Source organism: Brevundimonas sp. NIBR11 (genome assembly GCF_027912535.1).
Taxonomy (GTDB): Bacteria; Pseudomonadota; Alphaproteobacteria; order Caulobacterales; family Caulobacteraceae; genus Brevundimonas.
On the sequence record NZ_CP115465.1, the window covers coordinates 1,856,624 to 1,876,711 of the forward strand.

Annotated in this window: 15 protein-coding genes; 10 read left to right on the forward strand and 5 right to left on the reverse strand. The window is 66.6% G+C overall.

From position 1 onward, the window contains the following. Nucleotides 1-3 precede the first annotated feature (3 nt). Nucleotides 4-615, forward strand: a complete 612-nt coding sequence (locus O5O43_RS09465; protein ID WP_271083643.1) for a TIGR02466 family protein — start codon at nucleotides 4-6, stop codon at nucleotides 613-615. Here O5O43_RS09465 and O5O43_RS09470 read toward each other — a convergent pair. Beyond that, complete coding sequence (locus O5O43_RS09470) at nucleotides 606-1,250, reverse strand: TetR/AcrR family transcriptional regulator (protein ID WP_271083644.1); 645 nt, start codon at nucleotides 1,248-1,250, stop codon at nucleotides 606-608. The two genes, O5O43_RS09465 and O5O43_RS09470, sit on opposite strands and share 10 nt — an antisense overlap. Before the next feature lie 115 nt (nucleotides 1,251-1,365). Between O5O43_RS09470 and O5O43_RS09475 the strand changes: the two genes are divergently transcribed. The 3 genes from O5O43_RS09475 to O5O43_RS09485 all read left to right on the forward strand — a co-directional run bounded on the left by O5O43_RS09475 (nucleotide 1,366) and on the right by O5O43_RS09485 (nucleotide 8,231). Further along, nucleotides 1,366-2,118, forward strand: coding sequence for a 3-oxoacyl-ACP reductase family protein (locus tag O5O43_RS09475; protein WP_271083645.1), 753 nt, complete (start codon nucleotides 1,366-1,368; stop codon nucleotides 2,116-2,118). 113 nt (nucleotides 2,119-2,231) lie between these two features. After that, nucleotides 2,232-3,899 carry an energy-dependent translational throttle protein EttA gene (ettA, locus tag O5O43_RS09480; protein ID WP_271083646.1) on the forward strand — a complete coding sequence of 556 codons (1,668 nt, stop codon included), beginning with the start codon at nucleotides 2,232-2,234 and terminating at the stop codon, nucleotides 3,897-3,899. A gap of 102 nt (nucleotides 3,900-4,001) precedes the next feature. Then, a complete protein-coding gene (locus tag O5O43_RS09485; RefSeq protein WP_271083647.1) occupies nucleotides 4,002-8,231 on the forward strand; it encodes a DUF4214 domain-containing protein in 4,230 nt (1,409 codons plus the stop codon). A gap of 28 nt (nucleotides 8,232-8,259) precedes the next feature. On the opposite strand, the gene O5O43_RS09490 is transcribed toward O5O43_RS09485, so the two are convergent. The 4 genes from O5O43_RS09490 to O5O43_RS09505 form a co-directional block, all read right to left on the reverse strand. Then, nucleotides 8,260-8,694 carry a protease inhibitor I42 family protein gene (locus O5O43_RS09490; RefSeq protein ID WP_271083648.1) on the reverse strand — a complete coding sequence of 145 codons (435 nt, stop codon included), beginning with the start codon at nucleotides 8,692-8,694 and terminating at the stop codon, nucleotides 8,260-8,262. 115 nt (nucleotides 8,695-8,809) lie between these two features. Next, on the reverse strand, nucleotides 8,810-10,753 hold the full coding sequence (gene mdoH / locus O5O43_RS09495; RefSeq protein WP_271083649.1) for a glucans biosynthesis glucosyltransferase MdoH: 1,944 nt from the start codon (nucleotides 10,751-10,753) through the stop codon (nucleotides 8,810-8,812). A 151-nt stretch (nucleotides 10,754-10,904) separates the two neighbouring features. After that, complete coding sequence (locus tag O5O43_RS09500; RefSeq protein ID WP_271083650.1) at nucleotides 10,905-11,534, reverse strand: DUF998 domain-containing protein; 630 nt, start codon at nucleotides 11,532-11,534, stop codon at nucleotides 10,905-10,907. Continuing rightward, entirely contained in the window at nucleotides 11,531-12,709 is a 1,179-nt protein-coding gene (locus O5O43_RS09505) for an acyltransferase family protein (RefSeq protein WP_271083651.1), read from the reverse strand. Before O5O43_RS09505 ends, O5O43_RS09500 begins: the two co-directional genes overlap by 4 nt. 155 nt (nucleotides 12,710-12,864) lie before the next feature. Here O5O43_RS09505 and O5O43_RS09510 point away from each other — a divergent pair, with 155 nt between their 5' ends. The 6 genes from O5O43_RS09510 (at nucleotide 12,865) to O5O43_RS09535 (ending at nucleotide 20,087) form a co-directional block, all read left to right on the forward strand. Next, nucleotides 12,865-15,153, forward strand: coding sequence for a DUF4214 domain-containing protein (locus O5O43_RS09510; protein ID WP_271083652.1), 2,289 nt, complete (start codon nucleotides 12,865-12,867; stop codon nucleotides 15,151-15,153). 53 nt (nucleotides 15,154-15,206) lie between these two features. Beyond that, nucleotides 15,207-16,142 carry a 2-hydroxyacid dehydrogenase gene (locus O5O43_RS09515; protein WP_271083653.1) on the forward strand — a complete coding sequence of 312 codons (936 nt, stop codon included), beginning with the start codon at nucleotides 15,207-15,209 and terminating at the stop codon, nucleotides 16,140-16,142. 91 nt (nucleotides 16,143-16,233) lie between these two features. Then, nucleotides 16,234-17,046, forward strand: a complete 813-nt coding sequence (locus O5O43_RS09520) for a DUF6065 family protein (protein WP_271086415.1) — start codon at nucleotides 16,234-16,236, stop codon at nucleotides 17,044-17,046. A gap of 46 nt (nucleotides 17,047-17,092) precedes the next feature. Next, entirely contained in the window at nucleotides 17,093-18,055 is a 963-nt protein-coding gene (locus tag O5O43_RS09525) for a metalloregulator ArsR/SmtB family transcription factor (protein ID WP_271083654.1), read from the forward strand. Beyond that, nucleotides 18,055-19,008, forward strand: coding sequence for a methylenetetrahydrofolate reductase [NAD(P)H] (metF, locus tag O5O43_RS09530; protein WP_271083655.1), 954 nt, complete (start codon nucleotides 18,055-18,057; stop codon nucleotides 19,006-19,008). Before O5O43_RS09525 ends, metF begins: the two co-directional genes overlap by 1 nt. Beyond that, nucleotides 19,005-20,087: a homocysteine S-methyltransferase family protein gene (locus O5O43_RS09535; protein ID WP_271083656.1), complete on the forward strand. Its 1,083-nt coding sequence runs from the start codon at nucleotides 19,005-19,007 to the stop codon at nucleotides 20,085-20,087. The genes metF and O5O43_RS09535 overlap by 4 nt, the downstream gene beginning before the upstream one ends. The last annotated feature ends 1 nt before the right edge of the window (nucleotide 20,088 follow it).

Sequence of the window (20,088 nt, forward strand, 5' to 3'; positions counted from 1 at the left end):
GCCATGTCCCTGCGCCCCCTCTTCGTCACCCAGGTCTATGAGGCCTCGCTCGCCGCCGTCCCCGGGTTCGAGGATTTCAACGCCGAACTGGCCGAGGCCTGCCGCATGCTGGCGACCGAGGACGGGGCCGGCCGGGCCTGGTGCAAGGCGCACCACTATCGGGGCTATACCTCATACGGTTCGTTGAACGACCTGCCGCTGCGGCTGCCTGAGTTCGCGGAGCTGAAGAAGCATCTGGATCGGCATGCCCTGGCCTATGCGCGGGCGCTGAACTTCGACCTGGCGCGAAAGCCCCGGCTGGACACGATGTGGGTCAATATCCTGAAGCCTGGCGGCGCCCATTCGGGCCACATCCACCCGCACGCCTTTCTCTCCGGCACGGTCTATGTCGAGGTTCCGGACGGCGCCTCGGCCCTGAAGCTGGAGGATCCGCGTCTGGCCATGATGATGGCGCGGCCGAGCGTACATCCCGAAGCGCCCGAGGCCGAGCGGCCCTTCGTCTATCTGGCCCCGCAGGCCGGTACGGTGCTGATGTGGGAAAGCTGGCTCCGCCACGAGGTGCCGATGAACGCGGCCAAGGCCGAGCGAATCTCGATCAGCTTCAACTACGCCTGATCGGACCCGACCTGGGTAAGAGGCGCCCAGGCCGCCATCGCCGACGTCACGACCGAGTTGAGTTCGTCCGCCCCCGCCCCGCCCTTGGCGCTGAGGCTCAGTCCCTTGTGCACCGTGGCGTAGAAGTCGGCGACGGCGCGGACGTCGGTTCCCGGGGCGACGTCGCCGTCCCCGATCCCGCGACGAAGACGGCGCGCCAGGGTCTCGGCGTTCGAGGCGCGCATCTCGCACAGGCTGTCGGCCAGCTCTGGCGACAGCTCGCCGCCCTCGGTCGCGGTTTGCAACACCATGCAGCCGGGAGGCGCGCCCGGTGTGGAAAAGGCGCGGGCTGCGTTGCGCAGGAGCCCTTCAACACTTTCCCGCGCGGTCGGCATCTCCATCACGCCCCAGAAGCTCTCGACGTTCGACGACACATACCGCTCGATCGCCTCGCGATAGAGCCCTTCCTTGGACCCGAAGGCCGCGTAAAGGCTGGGCGAGGCGATGCCCATGGCGGCGGTCAGTTCGGACAGCGACGCGCCGGCGAACCCCTTGGCCCAGAACACGCGCATGGCGGCGTCCAGCGCCTGTTCGCGATCGAAGGTGCGGGGGCGACCCCGGCTCGGCGGGGCCGCCGGCTGGGGGCGCGACGACATTCGGACCTCTTTTCTGTGTCGCTCGATAAATAATGCCTTGCGCCGGGAGGGCAAGCGCCCCAGCTGGTTCTGTGCCGATCGATATAGAATTGGCAACGCAGACAGGATCATCGAAATGAGCACCCAATCCCTCCCCCTGACCGGCAAGCGCGCCCTGGTCACCGGCGGCGCACGCGGCATCGGCGCGGCCATCGCCCTGAAGCTGGCACAGGACGGCGCCGACGTCGCCCTGACCTATCAGAACTCGGCCGAGAAGGCCGAGGCCCTGGCGGCCGAGATCCGCGCCCTGGGCCGCAAGGCCTTCGCCATCCGCGCCGACGCCGCCAGCCCCGAGGCGGTCCAGGCCGCCGTCGAGGGCGCCGTGGCCGAGTTGGGCGGTCTGGACATCCTCGTGAACAATGCGGGCATCGCCAAGGTCGCCACCTTCACCGAGCAGTCGCTTCAGGACATCGACGACCAGTTCAACGTCAACGTCCGCGGCGTCCTGGTCACGACCCAGGCGGCCCTGAAACACATTCCGGACGGCGGCCGGGTGATCACGATCGGATCGAACGTCGGCGAGCGGGTGCCCTTCCCCGGCATCACCGTCTATTCGGCGACCAAGTCGGCCCTGGAATCCTTCACCAAGGGGCTGGCGCGGGAACTGGGCTCGCGAAACATCACGGTCAACCTGGTCCGCCCGGGTCCGACCGACACCGACATGAACCCGGCCGACGGCCCGATCGCCGACAGCGTCCTGCCCGGCCTCGCCATCGGTCGCTACGGCAAGACCTGGGAGGTGGCCGAGGCGACGGCCTTCCTCGCCGGACCGGGCGCGGCCTATGTGACGGGCTCCGGCATCCTGGTCGACGGCGGCGCCAACGCCTGATGCGCCTTCAATCCGCCGTGTCGAGGGGCTAGGCGTTTGCCCTTCGGCGCGGCGGTCGCTACATCCCGCGGCTACCTCCCCATCCGATCGAACGACAGGGCGCACCGCACCTCATGGCGCAGCAATATATTTTCCAGATGCAGGGTCTGACCAAGACCTTCCCCGGCGGCCGAAAGATCTTCGAGAACATCTGGCTGAGCTTCTACAACGACGCCAAGATCGGCGTCGTCGGCGTCAACGGTTCGGGCAAGTCCACCCTGCTGAAGATCATGGCGGGCCTCGACTCCGAGTTCACCGGCGAGGCCAAGGCCGCCGATGGCGTCAAGCGCGGCTATCTGGAGCAGGAGCCTCATCTCGACGAGAGCCTGAACGTTCGCCAGAACGTCGAGGCCTGGTGCGAAGAAAAGCAGTGGGTGAACCGCTTCAACGAGGTGGCCGCCGAACTCGGCGAGAACTACACCGACGAGCTGATGGAGGAGATGACCAGCCTCCAGGAAAAGATCGACGCCGGCGACGTCTGGGACATCGACAGCCGCATCGAGATGGCGATGGACGCCCTGCGCTGCCCGCCCGACGACTGGGCGGTCACCAACCTGTCCGGCGGCGAGAAGCGCCGCGTGGCCCTGGCTCGCCTGCTTCTGTCCAAGCCCGACATGCTACTGCTGGACGAACCGACCAACCACCTGGACGCCGAGAGCGTCGCCTGGCTGCAGCACCACCTGGAAGCCTTCCCGGGCTGCGTCATCCTGGTGACCCACGACCGCTACTTCCTGGATCTGGTGACCAAGTGGACCCTGGAGCTCGATCGCGGCAAGGGGATTCCCTACGAGGGCAACTACTCCGGCTGGCTGGAACAGAAGCAGAAGCGCGTCGTACAGGAACAGTCGGAATCCGAAGCTCGCCAGCGCGCCCTGACCCGAGAACTGGAATGGGTCCGCTCGGGCGCCAAGGCCCGTCAGGCCAAGTCCAAGGCTCGTCTGGCCGCCTACGAGAAGATGGTCGCCGACCAGGAAAACAGCCGTCAGGCCCAGTCCTTCGCCGTCATCCAGATCCCGCCCGGCCCGCGCCTCGGCAATGTGGTGCTGGAGGTCGAGGGCCTGCAGAAGACCTATGGCGACAAGGTCCTGTTCGACAACCTGACCTTCAAGCTGCCGCCCAACGGCATCGTCGGCGTCATCGGTCCGAACGGCGCCGGCAAGTCGACCATGTTCAAGCTGATCACCGGCCAGGAACAGCCCGACGGCGGTACGATCAAGGTCGGGGAAACGGTCAAGCTGGCCTATGTCGATCAGTCGCGCGACGCGCTCGATCCCAACAAGACCATCTGGGAAGAGATTTCGGGCGGCACCGACGTGATGATGGTCGGCAAGCGCGAGATTAACACCCGCGCCTATGTCGGCAGCTTCAACTTCAAGGGCGGCGACCAGCAGAAGAAGGTCGGGCAGCTGTCGGGCGGTGAACGCAACCGCGTACACCTGGCCAAGACCCTGGCCACCGGCGGCAATCTGATCCTGCTCGACGAACCGACCAACGACCTGGACATCGAGACCCTGCAGAACCTCGAGGAGGCCCTGGAGGAGTTCGCGGGCTGCGCCGTGGTCATCTCCCACGACCGCTGGTTCCTTGACCGTCTGGCCACCCACATCCTGGCCTTCGAAGGCGACAGCCACGTCGAGTGGTTCGAAGGCAATTTCGAAGCCTACGAGGAAGACAAGAAACGTCGCCTAGGCGCCGACAGCCTGATCCCGCACCGGATCAAGTTCCAGAAGTTCGGTCGCTGACTTTCGGTCACGACGAGGTCAGACGCGGGACCCTCGGCCAGCCTATGCCGCCTCGCGTTTCGAGTGTACCGTTGAGGAGAAACTCTTTTTCGGAGCGCATTCATGCCGACCTACACCGGAACCGCAGGCCTTGATGACATAACCGGTTCCGACGGGGACGATGTGATGGACGGCCGCGGCGGGGCCGACCGCCTGCGCGGCGGTGCGGGCAACGACACGTTCGTCTTCACGACGTTCCGCTCGGTGGGGGCGGCTGATACGTCCGGCTTCATTGACGGCGGCGACGGCGTCGACACGCTGGACCTGACCCGGCTGACTGGCTCCGTGTCGCTGAGACGCTCGGGGGTCGGGTTTCAGCTCACGGTCGGGCAGGACACGTTCAATGTGATCAATGTCGAACGGTTTCTACTCGGACCCGGGGTTTCGATCGCCGACTTCGGCACGACTGGACCCGCGCTCTACATCGAATTCGGCGGCGGCCTCGACACCCTGCGTTCGGCGCCGCCCGGCAGCACCATGCGCGGCGGCGGCGGGAACGACACGTTTGAGATATCGGCCAATGGCTTCTTCTACGGAGATGCCGGCAACGACATCTTTTCGCTCGGCGGTTTCGCATTGAACGGGCTGATCGACGGCGGCGAGGGCATCGATACGCTGGTACTCAACGCCGGCGTTATCGATCTGACCGCTGGAACGCTGACCGCAGGTTCAGCGACAGCCACAGTACGGGGCATAGAGAACGTACAGTTAAGGGGGAGCGGCAGCGTCCGCGGCGACGCGAGCGCCAACCTTCTTACGGCCGGCGACGTCACTGGATCTGTGGAACTTCGGGGCGAGGGGGGCGATGACTTCCTCAATGGAGGACAGAGCGCGGACACGCTTTACGGGGGGGACGGCAACGACCAGATCGCCGGGGGCGGAGGCTCCGATCTCGTTGATGGCGGCGACGGCAGCGACACCTTCATCATGTACCAGGGCGGCGTCACCACCCTGGCGACAGGCCAATCGACGTCCAACGGCGCGACAACGCGCCTGATCAGTATTGAGAACGTGATGGGCTCGTTCTCCGCCGACACGATCACCGGCGACGCGAGAAATAACAGTCTGGACGGTGGGAGCGGAAATGACCTGATCAATGGAGGCTTGGGCGATGACCTGATTCTCGGCGGCTTTGGCGACGACGTCATCTACGGCGATGAGGGGGGCGACCGCCTGAATGGTGGCGACGGCTCGGACATCGTTCATGGTGGAGCCGGCGACGACCTGATCACCGACACGGGCAATTCGTATCAGCAAGGTCGCACCTACCGGGACGAACTTTATGGCGACGAAGGCAACGACACCATCATCGCCTCCGGAAACAACGACGGCTATATCCAAATTGACGGCGGAGACGGAAACGATCTGATCAGCGTCGCGGGCCTTTCCAGCTTCGGCATTTACGGAGGCGCCGACAGCGACGTCATCGAGCTGCGAGGCGCCAGGAGTGTCTTTATAGAGACCGGCTCGGGCGCCGACACGATCCGAGTGTACCAGCCCACCACGAACGGAACGACGGTCCAGGACTTCACGGCTGGCCAAGGCGGAGACGTCCTGTCCCTGGCGCTCCTCGCCACCAATGCCGCGTGGGATGGACAGACCAACCCATTCACTAGCGGGTTCCTCCGACTCGTCCAGTCCGGGGCGGATACTCTGGTGCAGTTCAGCGATAACGGAAGCGTGCAGGCCTTCTATACGGTCGCGAGGCTCAGCTCCGTTCAAGCCGATCAACTGACGGCTTATAACTTGGGGGGCTTGGACCCCACAGGCTCCGTCTCGAGCGCCCCGATCACGCTCGTTGGCGGCGCTCGCGGCGACGATCTGGTCGGCGGCTCGGGCGATGACGTGCTTTCCGGTAGAGACGGGGACGACATCATCCTCGGCGGCGGCGGCGCCGATTCCCTGTACGGAGAGGACGGCAACGACATCCTGCGCGGAGGCGCAGGCAATGACGGTCTGGACGGCAGCGACGGCGACGATCAGTTGTTCGGGGACGCCGGCGCCGATGTGCTGGTCGGAGGCCGGGGCGCCGACATGCTCAACGGCGGCATCGGAAATGACGGCCTGAACGGCGGCGACGGCGCTGACGCCCTGTACGGCGGCGACGGCGACGACTACCTCACCGGCGGTCTGGGCAACGATATCATCTTCGGTGGAAACGGCGCCGACATCGTCGTGCTTAACTGTGCTCGATCCCAGGCTGTCATCACAAACCGCGAAGGCTATCTAACAGTTTCAGGGCCCGACGGCGTGGATACGCTTCGCGAAGTAGAGGCGATCGCCTTCACCGACGGCGTCTACGATATAATCAACGGGGTGCTACAGAGCGATCCCCGTCGGGTGCTCCAGGGCGGCGCTGGCGATGACGTTCTGATCGGGGGGACCTCGTCCGACATCATCAACGGCGGGGCCGGGAACGATCAGATTCGCGCCTTCAGCGGCGACAACATCCTGGACGGCGGCGACGGCGACGACATCTTCTACCTTGGCGGAGGCCCGGCCAACGACATCATCCGAGGCGGGGCCGGGCGCGACAGGATCGTCGTGGAAGGAACGTCATCGGTCAGGATAGATCTGAGCCGCACGGACAGAGTGGAGGGCGGCTTCGGAACCCTGACGATCTCGGGCGTCGAAGACATCACCGGGGGGGATGGCAACGACTTTCTGATCGGCGATGCGGGCGCAAATCGCTTGGAAGGCGGCGCGGGCGGCGACCGGCTGTTCGGCGGTGGCGGAGACGATTTCCTGGTCGGCGGCGCCGGTATCGATGAGTTCCAAGGGGGGGCCGGCTTCGACACGGTTGTTCTGGAGGGCGCGCGGTCCGCGTACACTTTCGGCTTCTTCCCGGCTCAGACCTGGATCATCGACGGTCCCGATGGTCGGGAGGCGGCGTCGGGGGTCGAAGCCTTCCAGTTTTCGGACGGGACCTATGACGTTCTCCAGCCAGGAGTGCTTGCCGCACAAGCGCGCCGAAACCTGGTGGGCACCGCCAACAGCGATACGCTGACCGGAGGGCAATCCAACGACACCCTGGCGGGACTGGGAGGCGATGACATCCTGATCGGCGGATCGGGATCCGATACGCTGGACGGCGGAGCAGGAACGGATCTGGCCCAGTACGCGGGTATCCGTCGTTGGTATGTCGCCTCCAGCGGCTCGGTTTCGGGAGGCGTCGAAGGCGGAACCGACACCTTGATCTCGATCGAGGGCGCGCGCTTTGTCGACGGCACGCTGACGTTCGACGTGAACTCCCAGGCGGCCCAGGTCATGCGCTTGTACGACGCCGCCTTGGACCGCAACGGCGATCCGGCGGGGCTGGAAGGCCTGCTCGATCGGCTGGAGCGTGGGGAGAGTCTGACGTCTCTGGCGCAGGCGTTCCTCACCTCTGCCGAGTTCCAGCAGCGCTATGGCGGCCTTAACAATCAGCAGTTCGTTGAGCAGCTGTACCGCTTCTGCCTCAACCGCAACGGCGATCCGGGCGGCATCCAAACCTGGACGGATAGGCTCAACACCGGAACGAGCCGGGCCGAGATCCTGGTGATATTCTCCGAGAGCCAAGAGCATCGCGATCTCACAGCAGCGACTCTGGCCCGGGGTTTGTGGGTGGCCGACGAGGCTGCCCTGACTATCGCCAGACTCTATGACGCGACGTTCGATCGTCTCCCGGACTTTGGCGGCCTGGTCACCTGGGTGAACAATCTGAAGGGCGGCATGGCCATCGGCGACATCGCTGCCGCATTCGCCGGCTCGGCGGAGTTCGCGGCGCGATACGGCGCAGTCTCCAACGACCAGTTCGTCCGGCAGATGTACCAGTTCTGCCTGAACCGTGAGCCGGACCCGTCGGGCCTGCAGACCTGGACCCAAGCCTTGGACAGCGGAACCACCCGCGCCCAGATGCTTCTGATCTTTTCTGAGAGCGCAGAGCACATCGGCCTGACCTCCTCATTCTGGTTGGGGGGCATCCGTCTCGACGGGGCGGCCGCCGCCTCGGTCGAGGATGGAACCGCGAAAGGTCTGCACGACGCCCTGGTCTTGCCTGTTGGACTTGACGACGCTTTCGACCTGATCCCCGTGGGCAAGCACGACAACGGCCTGGTCCTGCCGGGCGAGCCGGACGGCGGGCCATCCGCCGACTGGACGGACGGGGCCTGGATCCGGCCGACGTCGCCGGACGCGGAGCCCTGGGTAAAGTCCGAGGACCGCACGCCGGTCCTGGCCGCCTGGCACGTCGACCTCCTGCCCGGGGACGGCGGCATCGGCCATCACGACAGGGCGTGGGATGGGTGGGCCTAAGGCTGCGGGCGACCTTGATTTCCGAGCATCAGCGGACCGTGATCGTATAGGTCGCGGTCTCTGCCGGGGGCGTATCCCGCTCCCATGACCGTCCGTAGGTGAAGGCCAGGGTCGTCGTGCCGGGGCGGACAGCCTGGAACTGCCATATGGTCTGTCCGCCCACGCCGACCATGCCCGGCCGGTGCGCGTCGGTGATCTCCTCCCCGAACGGCGCGCCGGGAAGCAGGACACCGCCATCGACACCGGCGACCTGCCAGCGGTAACCCGTCGTCGCATTGCTCGGCAGACTGATGGTCAGCGTCTGTCCTACCGCCAGCGTCGTCTGCCCATCGCGCAGGCCCTCGACGTTGGCTGTCGCCTGTGTGGACGCGGGCTCGTCGGCGGGCGGCGAGACTGCTGCGTTGCAGGCGGAGAGGCCTAGTACAGCGGCGGCCACAAGCGGGATGGCGATGCGGGCTTCCATGCCCTGATCCTCACCGACCCGGCCGCGAAGTCAATTTTCGAAACCTTACCGTGACCCCGGTCTATCGGCCGGAGTTGAGAAGGGGACCCGGGCCGGCGGCAAGGTCCCCTATTCTTCAGCCGGCGCGGGCCAGACGGCGGGCCCAGACCGGGGCCTGACCTTCGAACACCGGACGACCGGCGGGAAAGAGGACCGCAGGCGAAACGGCGACCGTGTCCTCGTCCGGCGTGACCAGCCAGCCTTTTTTGGCGAAAGCCTCGCCGGTGCGGCGGCGGGAGGTGAAGACCGCGATCGGGGCGGCGAACAGCAGCGGCAGGACGATCGGGGCGAACCAGGTCGCCAGGTCGGGCCGGACGACCAGACCCAGGCTAAACATCACGCCGGTGATCATCTGCCAGCGCATCGCCTTGAAGGCGTCGGACCAGGCCAGGCCGTCGGCGCTGCGCTGTTGCGTGCCCCAGCCGGCGTCATGACCGCTGACGATCTGAATGACGGCCCTGGTGTTGGCGACCATCAGGATGGGGGCCAGAGCCGCCGAGAGGGCGATTTCCAGGGCCATGCCCTTGATGATCTGGCGCGCGCCGCCGAAGGCCTTGCGCTCGCCCGGGCGGGTCAAGACCAGGACGAAGCCCATCAATTTGGGACCCATCAGCATCACCCCGCCCAGCAGCGAGGCCAGCATGAAGGGCGAAAGCTGCGGGTTCAGGATGTAGAAGAACGAGGTCCAGTCCACCGGACCCTGCAGTTGCATGGCCATGCCGACGATCAGCGAGGCCAGCCACAGGGGGGAGGACAGATAGGCCATGCAGCCCATGGCCAGTTGCAGGCGGCTGATCGGGTTCAGACCCTTGGCGCCGATCAGGGCCAGGTGCTGCAGGTTGCCCTGGCACCAGCGGTGATCGCGGCGGATGAAGTCGGTCAGGGTCGGCGGCGTCTCTTCGCACGATCCATCCAGGGCGGCCGTGACGTGGACGGCCCAGCCGGCGCGGCGCATCAGGGCCGCCTCGACGACGTCGTGGCTCATGATGTGGCCGCCGAAGGGCTTGCGACCTTCCAGTTCCGGCAAACCGGCGCAGTCGGCGAAGGCGCGGGTGCGCAGGATGGCGTTGTGACCCCAGTAGCTGGCGTCCGAACCGGCCCACCAGGCCAGGCCGGCGGCGGCGACGCGGCCGTACAGGCGCACGCCGAACTGCGACAGGCGGGCGAAGAGGGTCTGGGACTTGATGATGGTCGGGGCGGTCTGGATCAGGCCCACGCCCGGATTGCGCTCCATGGCGTCGACCAGACGCAGGACGGTCTCGCCGGCCATGGTCGAGTCGGCGTCCAGCACGATCATGAAGTCATAGGCGCCGCCGAAGGTGCGGGTCCAGTCGGCGATGTTGCCGGCCTTGCGCTCGATGTTCTCGGTGCGGCGGCGATAGTAGAGCTTGCTGCCCGACTGGGCCCGCAGCGCCATGCAGGCCGACAGTTCGGCGGCGGCGGCGGCGTCCTTGGTCGAATCGCTGAGCACGAACAGGTCGAAGGCGTCCGAGGCGCCCAAGCGGGCCAGGGAGGCGTCCAGCGCGGCCAGGCGGGCCAAGGCCTCGTCCGCGTCCTCGTTGTAAAGCGGCATCAGAAGCGCGGTGCGGCGCGTGGGGAGCGGCGGATACGGCGCGAAGTCCATGTCGTCCTGCTCGCGGCCGTTCAGCAGCACCACCAGACCGGCGAACGTCGAGCAGAACCAGCAGGCGATCGACAGGATCAGCACGGCGAAAAGGCCCAAGGCCACGATCTCGAGCGGCTGGAAGCCTTCGCGCGCGCAGAGAATGACGGGCGCGATCATGGCCAGGAGGGCGACTGCGAAGGTGGAACCGAAGACGATGAACCGGCGGGTCAGCAGGCCGTCGGGACGCGAGGCCAATCGGTTCGTGACCTGACGCGAGGCGTCGTGGAACGTCTGGCGCGGCATGGCCAGAGGGGCGTGCGCGGGCAGCCAGGGGCTGCCGCCTGCGTAGGACGGGACGATCTGGACTTGATCGTCGCGGTCATAGACCCGCGCCGTCGAAGCGTGGCCGCTCATTCTGTATTCCCCACGTCAGGTGCGGAGGAAGGCGCGCAATTGTTGCGCCGCACCATCCTCACACTCTCGTTCACTCTTCCGCGATTTTCAATCACGGAATGGTGATAACGACGCTTTTTGTTGCAATTGCGTTGTCGCGACACCGGCCACGTCAGCGCGGCAGGGCGCGCCTCATCAGGTGAGCAGCGACCCCGACCCAACCGACAAGAACGATGGCGAAGGCCCGCTCCCAGTACCCGACGTTGAAATCATTGACGGTTCCGGGAAACACGAGGTGTTTGGTCAGGACCGTCAACACCGCCATGAAGACGAAAACCACCAGCAGGAACCGTTTCAATCGGGTCAGCTCGAGGCTCTGACGCAGTGCGAACAAAAGGAATACCGGCGCCAGCTGGATGCCCAGCCCCATGTTGATCGCCATGTGCCGGGGATCGGGCCACGGATAGAGGCTCGACATCACCAGCCCGAGGCCCGCCAGCACGAACAACAGGCCCACAATGAACGCCGACAGGGGCGACCGGGTCAGAATCACGACCGCCAGCCCGAAGCCGAGGCCGGCTACGCCCGTCATCACCCCCGCGATCAAGACCCCGTAGTTGAAGATCCACGGATAGGCCGCGGACTGACCGCCCAGCTCGCTGAGATACTGACGCGCGTGATCGAACCCGGCGTAGGAGAACGCCGCGATCAATACGGCCGCCAGGGCGAAGATCGGGGCCGCGACGCCGACCAGCAGCAGCGCGCGCGCCGCCTGTCGCCACCTGGGGTCCACGAACCTCACGCGGGATCACCGTCGCGGGCGGCCTGCATTTCGGCCTGAGCCGGGCGAGAGGGCTGTCGTGGCTTGAGGCCCCAGATCGGGCGAATGAGGGGGATTCGGCGCACGATCTCGTAGATCAGCAGGCTGCCGCCGATGGTGACGACGGTCAGGACCGGCGCCTCGACCCAGGCCGGCCAGCCTCGGTTCTGGATGAACCACACCGCCACCACGAGGATGGTCTGGTGGGCCAGATAGCAGGTGAAGACCGCGTCGCTCAGATAGCGCAGCACGGGGCTGTCGGCCTGACGCAGATAAAGGCTGCCGAAGCCGAGGATGGCTGCGATCACCGCCCACTGGTCGATGGCGAAGACGACCCCGCGCGGAATGCCCCAGAAGGCCCCTCCCCCTGGATGCGCAGTCTGCAGCATCATGATCGGCAGGGCCACGACCGCCAGACCGACCCCGCCCCAGCGATACCGCTCCAGATCGCGCCACACGCCCTCATGGCGCACCACCAGGAAGCCGAACAGGAAGGCGCCCAGCGACAGGGAATGGTTGTACCAGTCGTGCGTCAGCCGGTTCGTCAAGCCGAACATCGGGAACAGGATCAGGCGGATGACGATCAGATAGAGGATTGGGACCGCGATCACCCGCCAGCCGGACAACAGCCGCGTCAGCCCCGTTTCGACCCGCGCCATGAGGGCGGGGCGGAGCATCAGGAGGACCGTCACGGCGCTATAGACCGCGATATAGATGATGAACCACAGGTGGTTGACGGGCACGCCGTTGGACAGGCCCGACAGGCTAAACTCATGCCACCACCAGCTTAGCGAGTCGCCGGTCCAGCCGCCCTTGTCCATGGCCTCGATCCAGGACTGGATCGGCACAAGGACGAGGGTTCCGAAGATCAGCGGCGGCAGAAGCCGCTCCGCCCGCGCCCGCGCCACCTGACCCGCCGTCCGCCGCGCGGTCATGAACCGCAGCGCAGCCCCGGAAACCAGAAACAGCAGCGTCAGCCGCCACGGATTGGTGACCAGCACTCCCTCGCGCATCCATTCGAAGGTGTGGGTCGAGTGCACGTGCCAGTCGTACGGCGCGTAGACCAGACCCACATGGTACAGGATCAACAGGCCGAACGCCGACAGCCGGATCCAGTCCAGATCGAGGCGACGGGTCGGAGCGGCGGGCGTCTGCACGGCGCGTCTATGATGGACAGAGGGTTTTCTGTCCACGCGGAGCATCTGGGTGACGGCGCCACCCTTGATAGAACATTGATTTTAGACGATGAGTCGGACGACCGATGCTGACCGGGCTCATCCGGGCGCGCGTCTCGTATCCGGGGGGAAAACCAATGCTGATCGCCGATCGATTTCTCGCGCCTTCGTTCGACGCGCCGACCATGCCCTGGGGTCCGCTCACGACGCCGACCGCACCGGACGCTCTGGGGACTGTCGCGCCGATCCAGTTCGAGATCATCAACACCGCCAACGCGACCACGGCGGAGATCACAGCCCTGACCAACATCCTGACGGCGGCCTGGGCCTCTTGGGCGGCGGTGCTGGGGACCGAACTGGCGCCCCGGATCCGGCTGAGCGTCATCGACCAGACGACGTCAGGCCGCGCCCAGGGCGGCACAGTCAGCAATATCACCGTGGGCACTCTGGCCGATGGCCGAATCATCGCCGAGCCGGTGTTCAACGAGGAACTCCGCACCGGCGTGAACTCGAACGGGACGTCCTCGGATTTCAACATCGAATGCGACATCGACTATCTGCGCGAAGTGTTGTTCTTCGACACGACCCTGAACACATCCAACGACATTCCGAACAATCGAACCGACGCCTTCAGTGTCTTCCTGCACGAGATCGGTCACTGCCTCGGGTTCAACGGATATGGTCCGGCCGCGACCCACAACTATCGCACCGCTTATGATTTGCGCTCGGACTACAGCGGCGGGTCTCTGGGCTATTTCGTCGGCCCGAACACCCTGGCTGCGTATGGCGGTCCCCTGCCCCTGACGACCGGCAACCACGCCCACTACGGGAATCGGCCCGGAGCGGGGGCGGAACTGGTTCCAGCCACCCTGATGAACGGTGTCGCCTTCCTGAACGGCTTCCGGTACACGATCGGCGCGCTCGACCTCGCGGTTCTGGAAGACCAGGGCGTCGCCACCATCCGCGACGCCATATACGACCAGACCTGGCTGCCGATCATCAACGGCGGCGCGGGCGTCGACACCTTCCAGGCGGACTATTCCAGCCGGACGACCGCGATCACGATCACTCTGAACACGACCAGCTTCACTGCCCCCAGTTCCCTGCCTGCAGGGCAGAGCCAGACGATCACCCTACTGAATATCGAGCGTCTGAACGTGACCGGCGGGTCCGGCGCCGACGTGCTGACCGGCGGCGCCTATGCTGACACCCTTCGTGGCGGGGCGGGCAACGACATTCTGCGTGGCAATGGCGGGGCGGACATCCTGGACGGCGGGGCCGGGTTCGACATCGCCGTCTATTCCGGACTGCGTCGTGCCGAGACGCCCGACACCCTGATCGCCATCGAGGAGGCGCGGTTCGTAGACGGGATCCTGACCTTCGACGCCTCCAGCGCTTCGGCCCAGGTGATGCGGCTGTACAGCGCCACCCTGAACCGGGTTCCGGATCAGGGCGGGCTGGAATCGAACGTCGCCAACCTGGCCCGTCTGGGGATCGAGGGGCTGGCCAATCTGTTCGTCGGCTCGGCCGAGTTCCAGGCCCGCTTTGGCGCCCTGAACAATCAGCAGTTCGTCGAACAGATGTACCGTTTCGCCCTGGGCCGCGAGGGCGATCCGGCCGGAATTTCTCACTGGGTCGGGGTCATGAACGGCGGCGCCAGTCGCGGCCAGATGGTGGTCGCCTTCTCCGAGAGCGCCGAGCACCAGGGGCGCACGGCGGCGACGCTCGCGGCCGGTCTGTGGGTGCCGGATTTGCAGGCCCAGATCATCGCGCGGATGTACGACGCGACCTTCGACCGCCTGCCCGACCCTTTCGGCCTGGCGACCTGGACCGCCAATCTGAAGGCCGGCATGGCCTTGATCGACATCGCCGCCGCCTTCGCCGCATCGGCCGAGTTCCAGCAGCGCTACGGCACGGTGTCCAACGAGCAGTTCGTGCGCCAGATGTACCAGTTCTGCCTGGACCGGGAGCCCGACGCGGGCGGGCTGGCCAGTTGGACGGCGGCGTTGAACTCGGGGACCAGCCGGGCCCAGATGCTGCTGAACTTCTCCGAGAGCGTCGAACACATCGGCCTTACGGCGGCGTTTTGGCTGGGCGGCATTCGGTACCAAGGCTACGTCGGAACGCCGGTCGAAGACAGCCTCGTCAAGGGGCTGGACGACGCCCAGATCCTGCCGGGCCAGGTCGACGACGGATGGCTCTATGACCCGGCGGACCTGGGTCTGACGGCCCGGACCGGGCACGAGGACGCCTTCGTCCTGCCGGCCCAGCCCGACGGCGTCTTCGGCACGGCCGACGAGCTGGACCACATACCGTCGCCGACGCCGGCGCCCGCCGTTCCCGTGCTGGATGGGCTACTGTTCGTGACGCCCGACGACGACCTGCCGGGGCTGCATCGCGCTCACCTCGACCTCGAATGGGCCTGACACCGCGCATTCGCCCCCTCCCGCCGGCGGTCGGCGGGGGCTAGGATCGCGCCATGCCCCACCGCCCTCACGTTCTGATCATGCAGTCGCCGCTCGGACTGCTCGGCCCGTTGCTTGAGAGCGCCTACAACGTCCACCGGCTTTGGGAGCACCCGCCGGTAGAGGCGCAGGAGTTGATCGAGGCCGCCGTCGTTCTGGGCGAGGCGCCGCTGGATACGGCGGTGATCGAGCGTTTGCCGAACCTGAAGCTGCTGGCCTGTTTCACCTCCGGCTACGACGGCGTCGACCTGGACTGGTGCGAGGCGCGCGGCTTGGCAGTCACCCACGCCCCGGCAGTCAACCACGAAGATGTGGCGGACCACGCCGTGGGCCTGATCCTCGCCTCCGTACGGCGGATCGTGGACGGGGACAGGTCGCTGAAGGCCGGGCAGTGGCGTTTCGAGGAACGATTGATCACGCCTTCGATGAAGGGCAAACGCGTCGGCATCGTCGGTCTGGGCGCCATCGGCGAGGCGGTCGCGAAACGTGTCGAGGCCCTGGGCTGTCCGGTCGCCTGGTGGGGACCGCGTGCGAAGGAATCACCCTGGCCCCGCGCGGCGTCGCTGGTCGAGCTGGCGCGTGATTCGGACGTGCTGGTCGTCGCCTGCCGCGCGGACGAGACCAATCGCGGACTAATATCGGCCGAGGTCATCGAAGCGCTGGGGTCGAGCGGCCTTCTGGTCAATGTGGCGCGCGGGTCGCTGGTGGACGAGGACGGCCTGATCGCGGCCTTGAAGGCCGGGCGGCTGGGTCAGGCCGCGCTGGACGTGTTCGAGACCGAGCCGACAGACGCCGCCCGCTGGGCGGACGTGCCCAACGTCATACTGACACCGCACACGGCCGGTGCCACGGGCGAGGCGGTGCAAGGCATGGTCATGCTGCTGATGCGCAATCTCGCGGCCGCCGTGGCCGGAGAGCCGCTGATCACGCCGGTCGCACGCGCTCGTTAGGCGCGGCCTTGCGAAGGCCGCGTTCCTCACGGCAGGGTAACGCCGCCTCTCACGGGACACGCCCTTGACCGACATCGCGACCGAGACCGAACTGACGCTGGAATGCTATCCGATGCGGGAGGATCCGCCGCGCATGGTCCCCGGCCGGACCGAGCGCGACTGGATGGACGAGTTCGCGGGCCGTCACCCGTACCGCTGCCTGCCCCTGACCATGGCCAACACCACGGGGTGGGAACTGCTCTGCCCGTTCGGTTTCGAGGCCGAGTGGGACGGGCGCATGGGCGCGAACGCCATCCAGTTCAGACCACACGCCGATGCGACCTTCTTCGAGCATTTCGCCGCGTCGCACTTCACCGAGGGGGTGCTGACGTTCCACACCGGCTGGTTGTTCCGGACGCCGCCGGGTTGGGCCCTGCGGGCGTCGGGGGTGCCGAACCGGTTCAAGCACGGTATCCAGGCGCTTGAGGGGCTGACCGAGACCGACTGGCTGCCGTACCCCTTCACGATGAACTGGCGTTTCACCGCGCCCGGCGTGGTGCGGTTCGAGAAGGACGAGCCCTTCTGCTTCCTGCAGCCCGTGGCGCACCAGAAGGTCGCCGCCTTCACCCCTGTTCGGGCCTCGATGGACCCGGAGGGCGACCTGGCCCTGCAGTACCGGAAATGGTCGGAGGTGCGGACCGACTTCAACACCCGCATGGCGGCCGGCGACCCCGAGGCGATCAAACAGGCGTGGCAGCGGTTCTATTTCCGGGGCGAGTTCCCGGACAAGATCGCCGAGGCGCCTGTCGAGCACGTCAACAAGCGCCGGCTCGCGCCCCTGCCCGACGCCTCGCCGCCGGAGCCCGTGCCGCCCTCCAAGGCCCACGCCGATTTCCGGAACTGGCAGGCGGTCACCAAGGGCTGAGGTTTCCGCTTCACATCATATAAGGATATCCTTATATGATTATACCATGTCGCTGACCGCCGATCAGACAGTCGAAGCTCTGCGCGCCGCCGGCGAGCCGACGCGGCTGCGCATCCTGTCTCTGCTGGCCGGCGAGGAACTGTCGGTCATGGAACTCAGCCGCGTGCTGGAACAGAGCCAGCCCCGCGTGTCGCGTCACCTGAAGCTCATGGCCGACGCCGGTCTGATCGAGCGATTCCCGGACGGGGCGCGGGTCTTCTACCGCGTCTCGCACGAGCCGCTGGCGCGTCGGCTGATCGACACCGTTCTTGACCTGCTGGACGACGGCGAGGGCGAGGCGGATCACAAACGCCTCGACGCCGTCCGCGACGAACGCTCCGAAGCCGCCGCCGCCTATTTCGAACAGGTCGCTCCCCGCTGGGACGACATGCGCTCGCTGTACGTTTCCGAGACGGCGGTCGAGAGCGCCATCGAGCGCGCAGCGGGCCCCGGCCCGTTCGAACGGGTCGTCGATCTGGGCACCGGTTCGGGCCGGATGCTGACCCTGCTGGGCAAGCGGGCGAAGATGTCGATCGGTCTCGACCTGTCGCAGAACATGCTCAACATCGCGCGGGCCAATGTCGCCAAGGCCGGGCTGGACAAGGTCGAGCTGCGTCACGGCGACATCTTCGCGACCCGTTTGCCGGCCGCGTCCGCCGACCTCGTGCTGGTGCATCAGGTGCTTCACTATCTCGCCGATCCGTCGGCCGCCGTGGCCGAGGCCGCGCGTCTGGTGTCGCCTGGCGGCAAGCTGCTGATCGTCGACTTCGCCCCGCACGATCTGGAACGACTGCGCGAGGAGCACCAGCACCGCCGCCTCGGCTTCGCCGACGAGGAGATCGGGCGCTGGCTCCACGACGCCGGTCTCGACGCTTCCGCATCCATCGCCTTGCCGCCGGACACGGCCGGGTTGACCGTCACCATCTGGACCGCGACGCGCCCCGCCGTTGCATCAAGGAGCGTCGCCTGATGGCCGCCAACGCCACCTCACTCGCCGAAGCCCGCGCCCTGTTACTGTCGCCGCTGGGGCCTGTCGCTCGCGCGGGCCAGAACGCTAACCCCGTCCGCGTCTCCTTCGAGTTCTTCCCGCCCAAGACCGACAAGGCCGAAGAGACCTTGTGGGAGGCCGTGCGCCGTCTCGAGCCGCTGAACCCGGCCTTCGTCTCGGTGACCTACGGCGCCGGCGGCTCGACCCGTGAGCGCACCCACCGCACCGTCCAGCGCATGCTGACCGATACGACTTTGAAGCCCGCCGCCCATCTGACCTGCGTCGACGCCTCGCGCGAGGAGGTCGACGAGGTCATCCGCGACTACAAGGCCATCGGCGTGAACCACATCGTTGCCCTGCGCGGCGATCCGCCCGGCGCGGCCGGGATCGGCGGCATCTACACGCCCCGCGCCGACGGCTACGCCAACGCCACCGAACTGACCCAGGCCATCAGCCGCGTGGGCGGCTTCGACGTCACCGTCGGCGTCTATCCGGAGAAGCACCCGGAGAGCCCCTCCATCGATCACGACATCGATGTGCTGAAAGCCAAGATCGACGCCGGGGCCACCCGTGCGGTCAGCCAGTTCTTCTTCGATATCGACGCCTTCCTGCGCTTCCGCGACCGGGTGCGGGCGGCGGGCGTAGCCATCCCCCTGATCCCCGGCATCATGCCGGTGTCCAACTTCGCTGGGCTCCAGCGGATGTGCGGATCGTGCGGCGCCTCGGTGCCCGACTGGCTGGCAGCGCACTTCGAGGGCTTGGACGACGATCCCGAGACCCGCAAGCTGCTGGCCGCCTCCGTCGCCGCCGAGACCTGCGCCCGCCTGCAGGAAGAGGGTTTCTCCGACTTCCACTTCTACACCCTGAACCGCGCCGACCTGGTCTATGCCATCTGCCGCGTCCTGGGCGTCCGCGAACAGAAAGCTGCTCAATGACCCGCGCCGAACGCATCGCCGCCCTGCACAAGGCCGCCGCCGAACGCATCCTGGTCCTCGACGGATCCTGGGGCGTGATGATCCAGCGGCGTGGTCTGGAAGAGCACGACTTCCGCGGCGACCGCTTCGTCGAGGCCAACGGCTATGACGAAAAGGAGCAGATGAAGGGCAACAACGACATCCTGTGCATCACCCGCCCGGACGTCATCTCGGACCTGCACGACCAGTACTACGGCGCGGGCGCCGACATCTCCGAGACCAACACCTTCTCCGGCACCACCATCGCCCAGGAGGACTATCGTCTGGACGCCCAGGCCGTCTGGGACATCAACCTGGAAGGCGCCAAGCTCGCCCGTGCCGCCGCCGACCGCTGGACCGAGAAGGAGCCGCATAAGCCACGCTTCGCCGCCGGTTCGATCGGGCCCTTGAACAAGATGCTGTCGATGTCGTCGGACGTGAACGACCCCGGCGCCCGGTCGGTCACCTTCGACCAGGTCTATGAGGCCTATCGCCACCAGATCCGCGCCCTGAACGAGGGCGGCGTCGACCTCTATCTGATCGAAACCATCACCGACACGCTGAACTGCAAGGCCTGCATCAAGGCGATCAAGGACCTGGAAGACGAGGGCATGGAGGCCCTGCCGATCTGGATCTCGGGCACCATCACCGACCGCTCGGGCCGCACCCTGTCGGGTCAGACGGCCGAGGCCTTCTGGAACTCGGTGCGCCACGCTAAGCCGTTCGCCATCGGGTTCAACTGCGCGCTCGGCGCCGATCTGATGCGGCCTTTCATCGCCGAACTGAGCCGCGTCGCCGACACCCTGGTCGCCGCCTATCCCAACGCCGGCCTGCCCAACGCCATGGGCCAGTACGACGAGGAGCCGCACGAGACCGCCCACTTCATCGAGGAATGGGCCGAGGCCGGTCTGGTCAACATCGTCGGCGGCTGCTGCGGCACCACGCCGGACCACATCAAACATGTGGCCGAAGGCGTCGCGCACCTGCCCACGCGCCCGATCCCCGAACGCCCTGTCGCCATGCGCCTGTCGGGCCTTGAACCGTTCGAGATGATGGGGTGAG

Excerpts from the sequence above, each read along its gene's own strand:
- O5O43_RS09465 (WP_271083643.1), top strand. The coding sequence starts at position 4 with ATGTCCCTGCGCCCCCTCTTCGTCACCCAGGTCTATGAGGCCTCGCTC.
- O5O43_RS09470 (WP_271083644.1), bottom strand. The coding sequence starts at position 1,250 with ATGTCGTCGCGCCCCCAGCCGGCGGCCCCGCCGAGCCGGGGTCGCCCC.
- O5O43_RS09475 (WP_271083645.1), top strand. The coding sequence starts at position 1,366 with ATGAGCACCCAATCCCTCCCCCTGACCGGCAAGCGCGCCCTGGTCACC.
- ettA (WP_271083646.1), top strand. The coding sequence starts at position 2,232 with ATGGCGCAGCAATATATTTTCCAGATGCAGGGTCTGACCAAGACCTTC.
- O5O43_RS09485 (WP_271083647.1), top strand. The coding sequence starts at position 4,002 with ATGCCGACCTACACCGGAACCGCAGGCCTTGATGACATAACCGGTTCC.
- O5O43_RS09490 (WP_271083648.1), bottom strand. The coding sequence starts at position 8,694 with ATGGAAGCCCGCATCGCCATCCCGCTTGTGGCCGCCGCTGTACTAGGC.
- mdoH (WP_271083649.1), bottom strand. The coding sequence starts at position 10,753 with ATGAGCGGCCACGCTTCGACGGCGCGGGTCTATGACCGCGACGATCAA.
- O5O43_RS09510 (WP_271083652.1), top strand. The coding sequence starts at position 12,865 with ATGCTGATCGCCGATCGATTTCTCGCGCCTTCGTTCGACGCGCCGACC.
- O5O43_RS09515 (WP_271083653.1), top strand. The coding sequence starts at position 15,207 with ATGCCCCACCGCCCTCACGTTCTGATCATGCAGTCGCCGCTCGGACTG.
- O5O43_RS09525 (WP_271083654.1), top strand. The coding sequence starts at position 17,093 with ATGTCGCTGACCGCCGATCAGACAGTCGAAGCTCTGCGCGCCGCCGGC.
- metF (WP_271083655.1), top strand. The coding sequence starts at position 18,055 with ATGGCCGCCAACGCCACCTCACTCGCCGAAGCCCGCGCCCTGTTACTG.
- O5O43_RS09535 (WP_271083656.1), top strand. The coding sequence starts at position 19,005 with ATGACCCGCGCCGAACGCATCGCCGCCCTGCACAAGGCCGCCGCCGAA.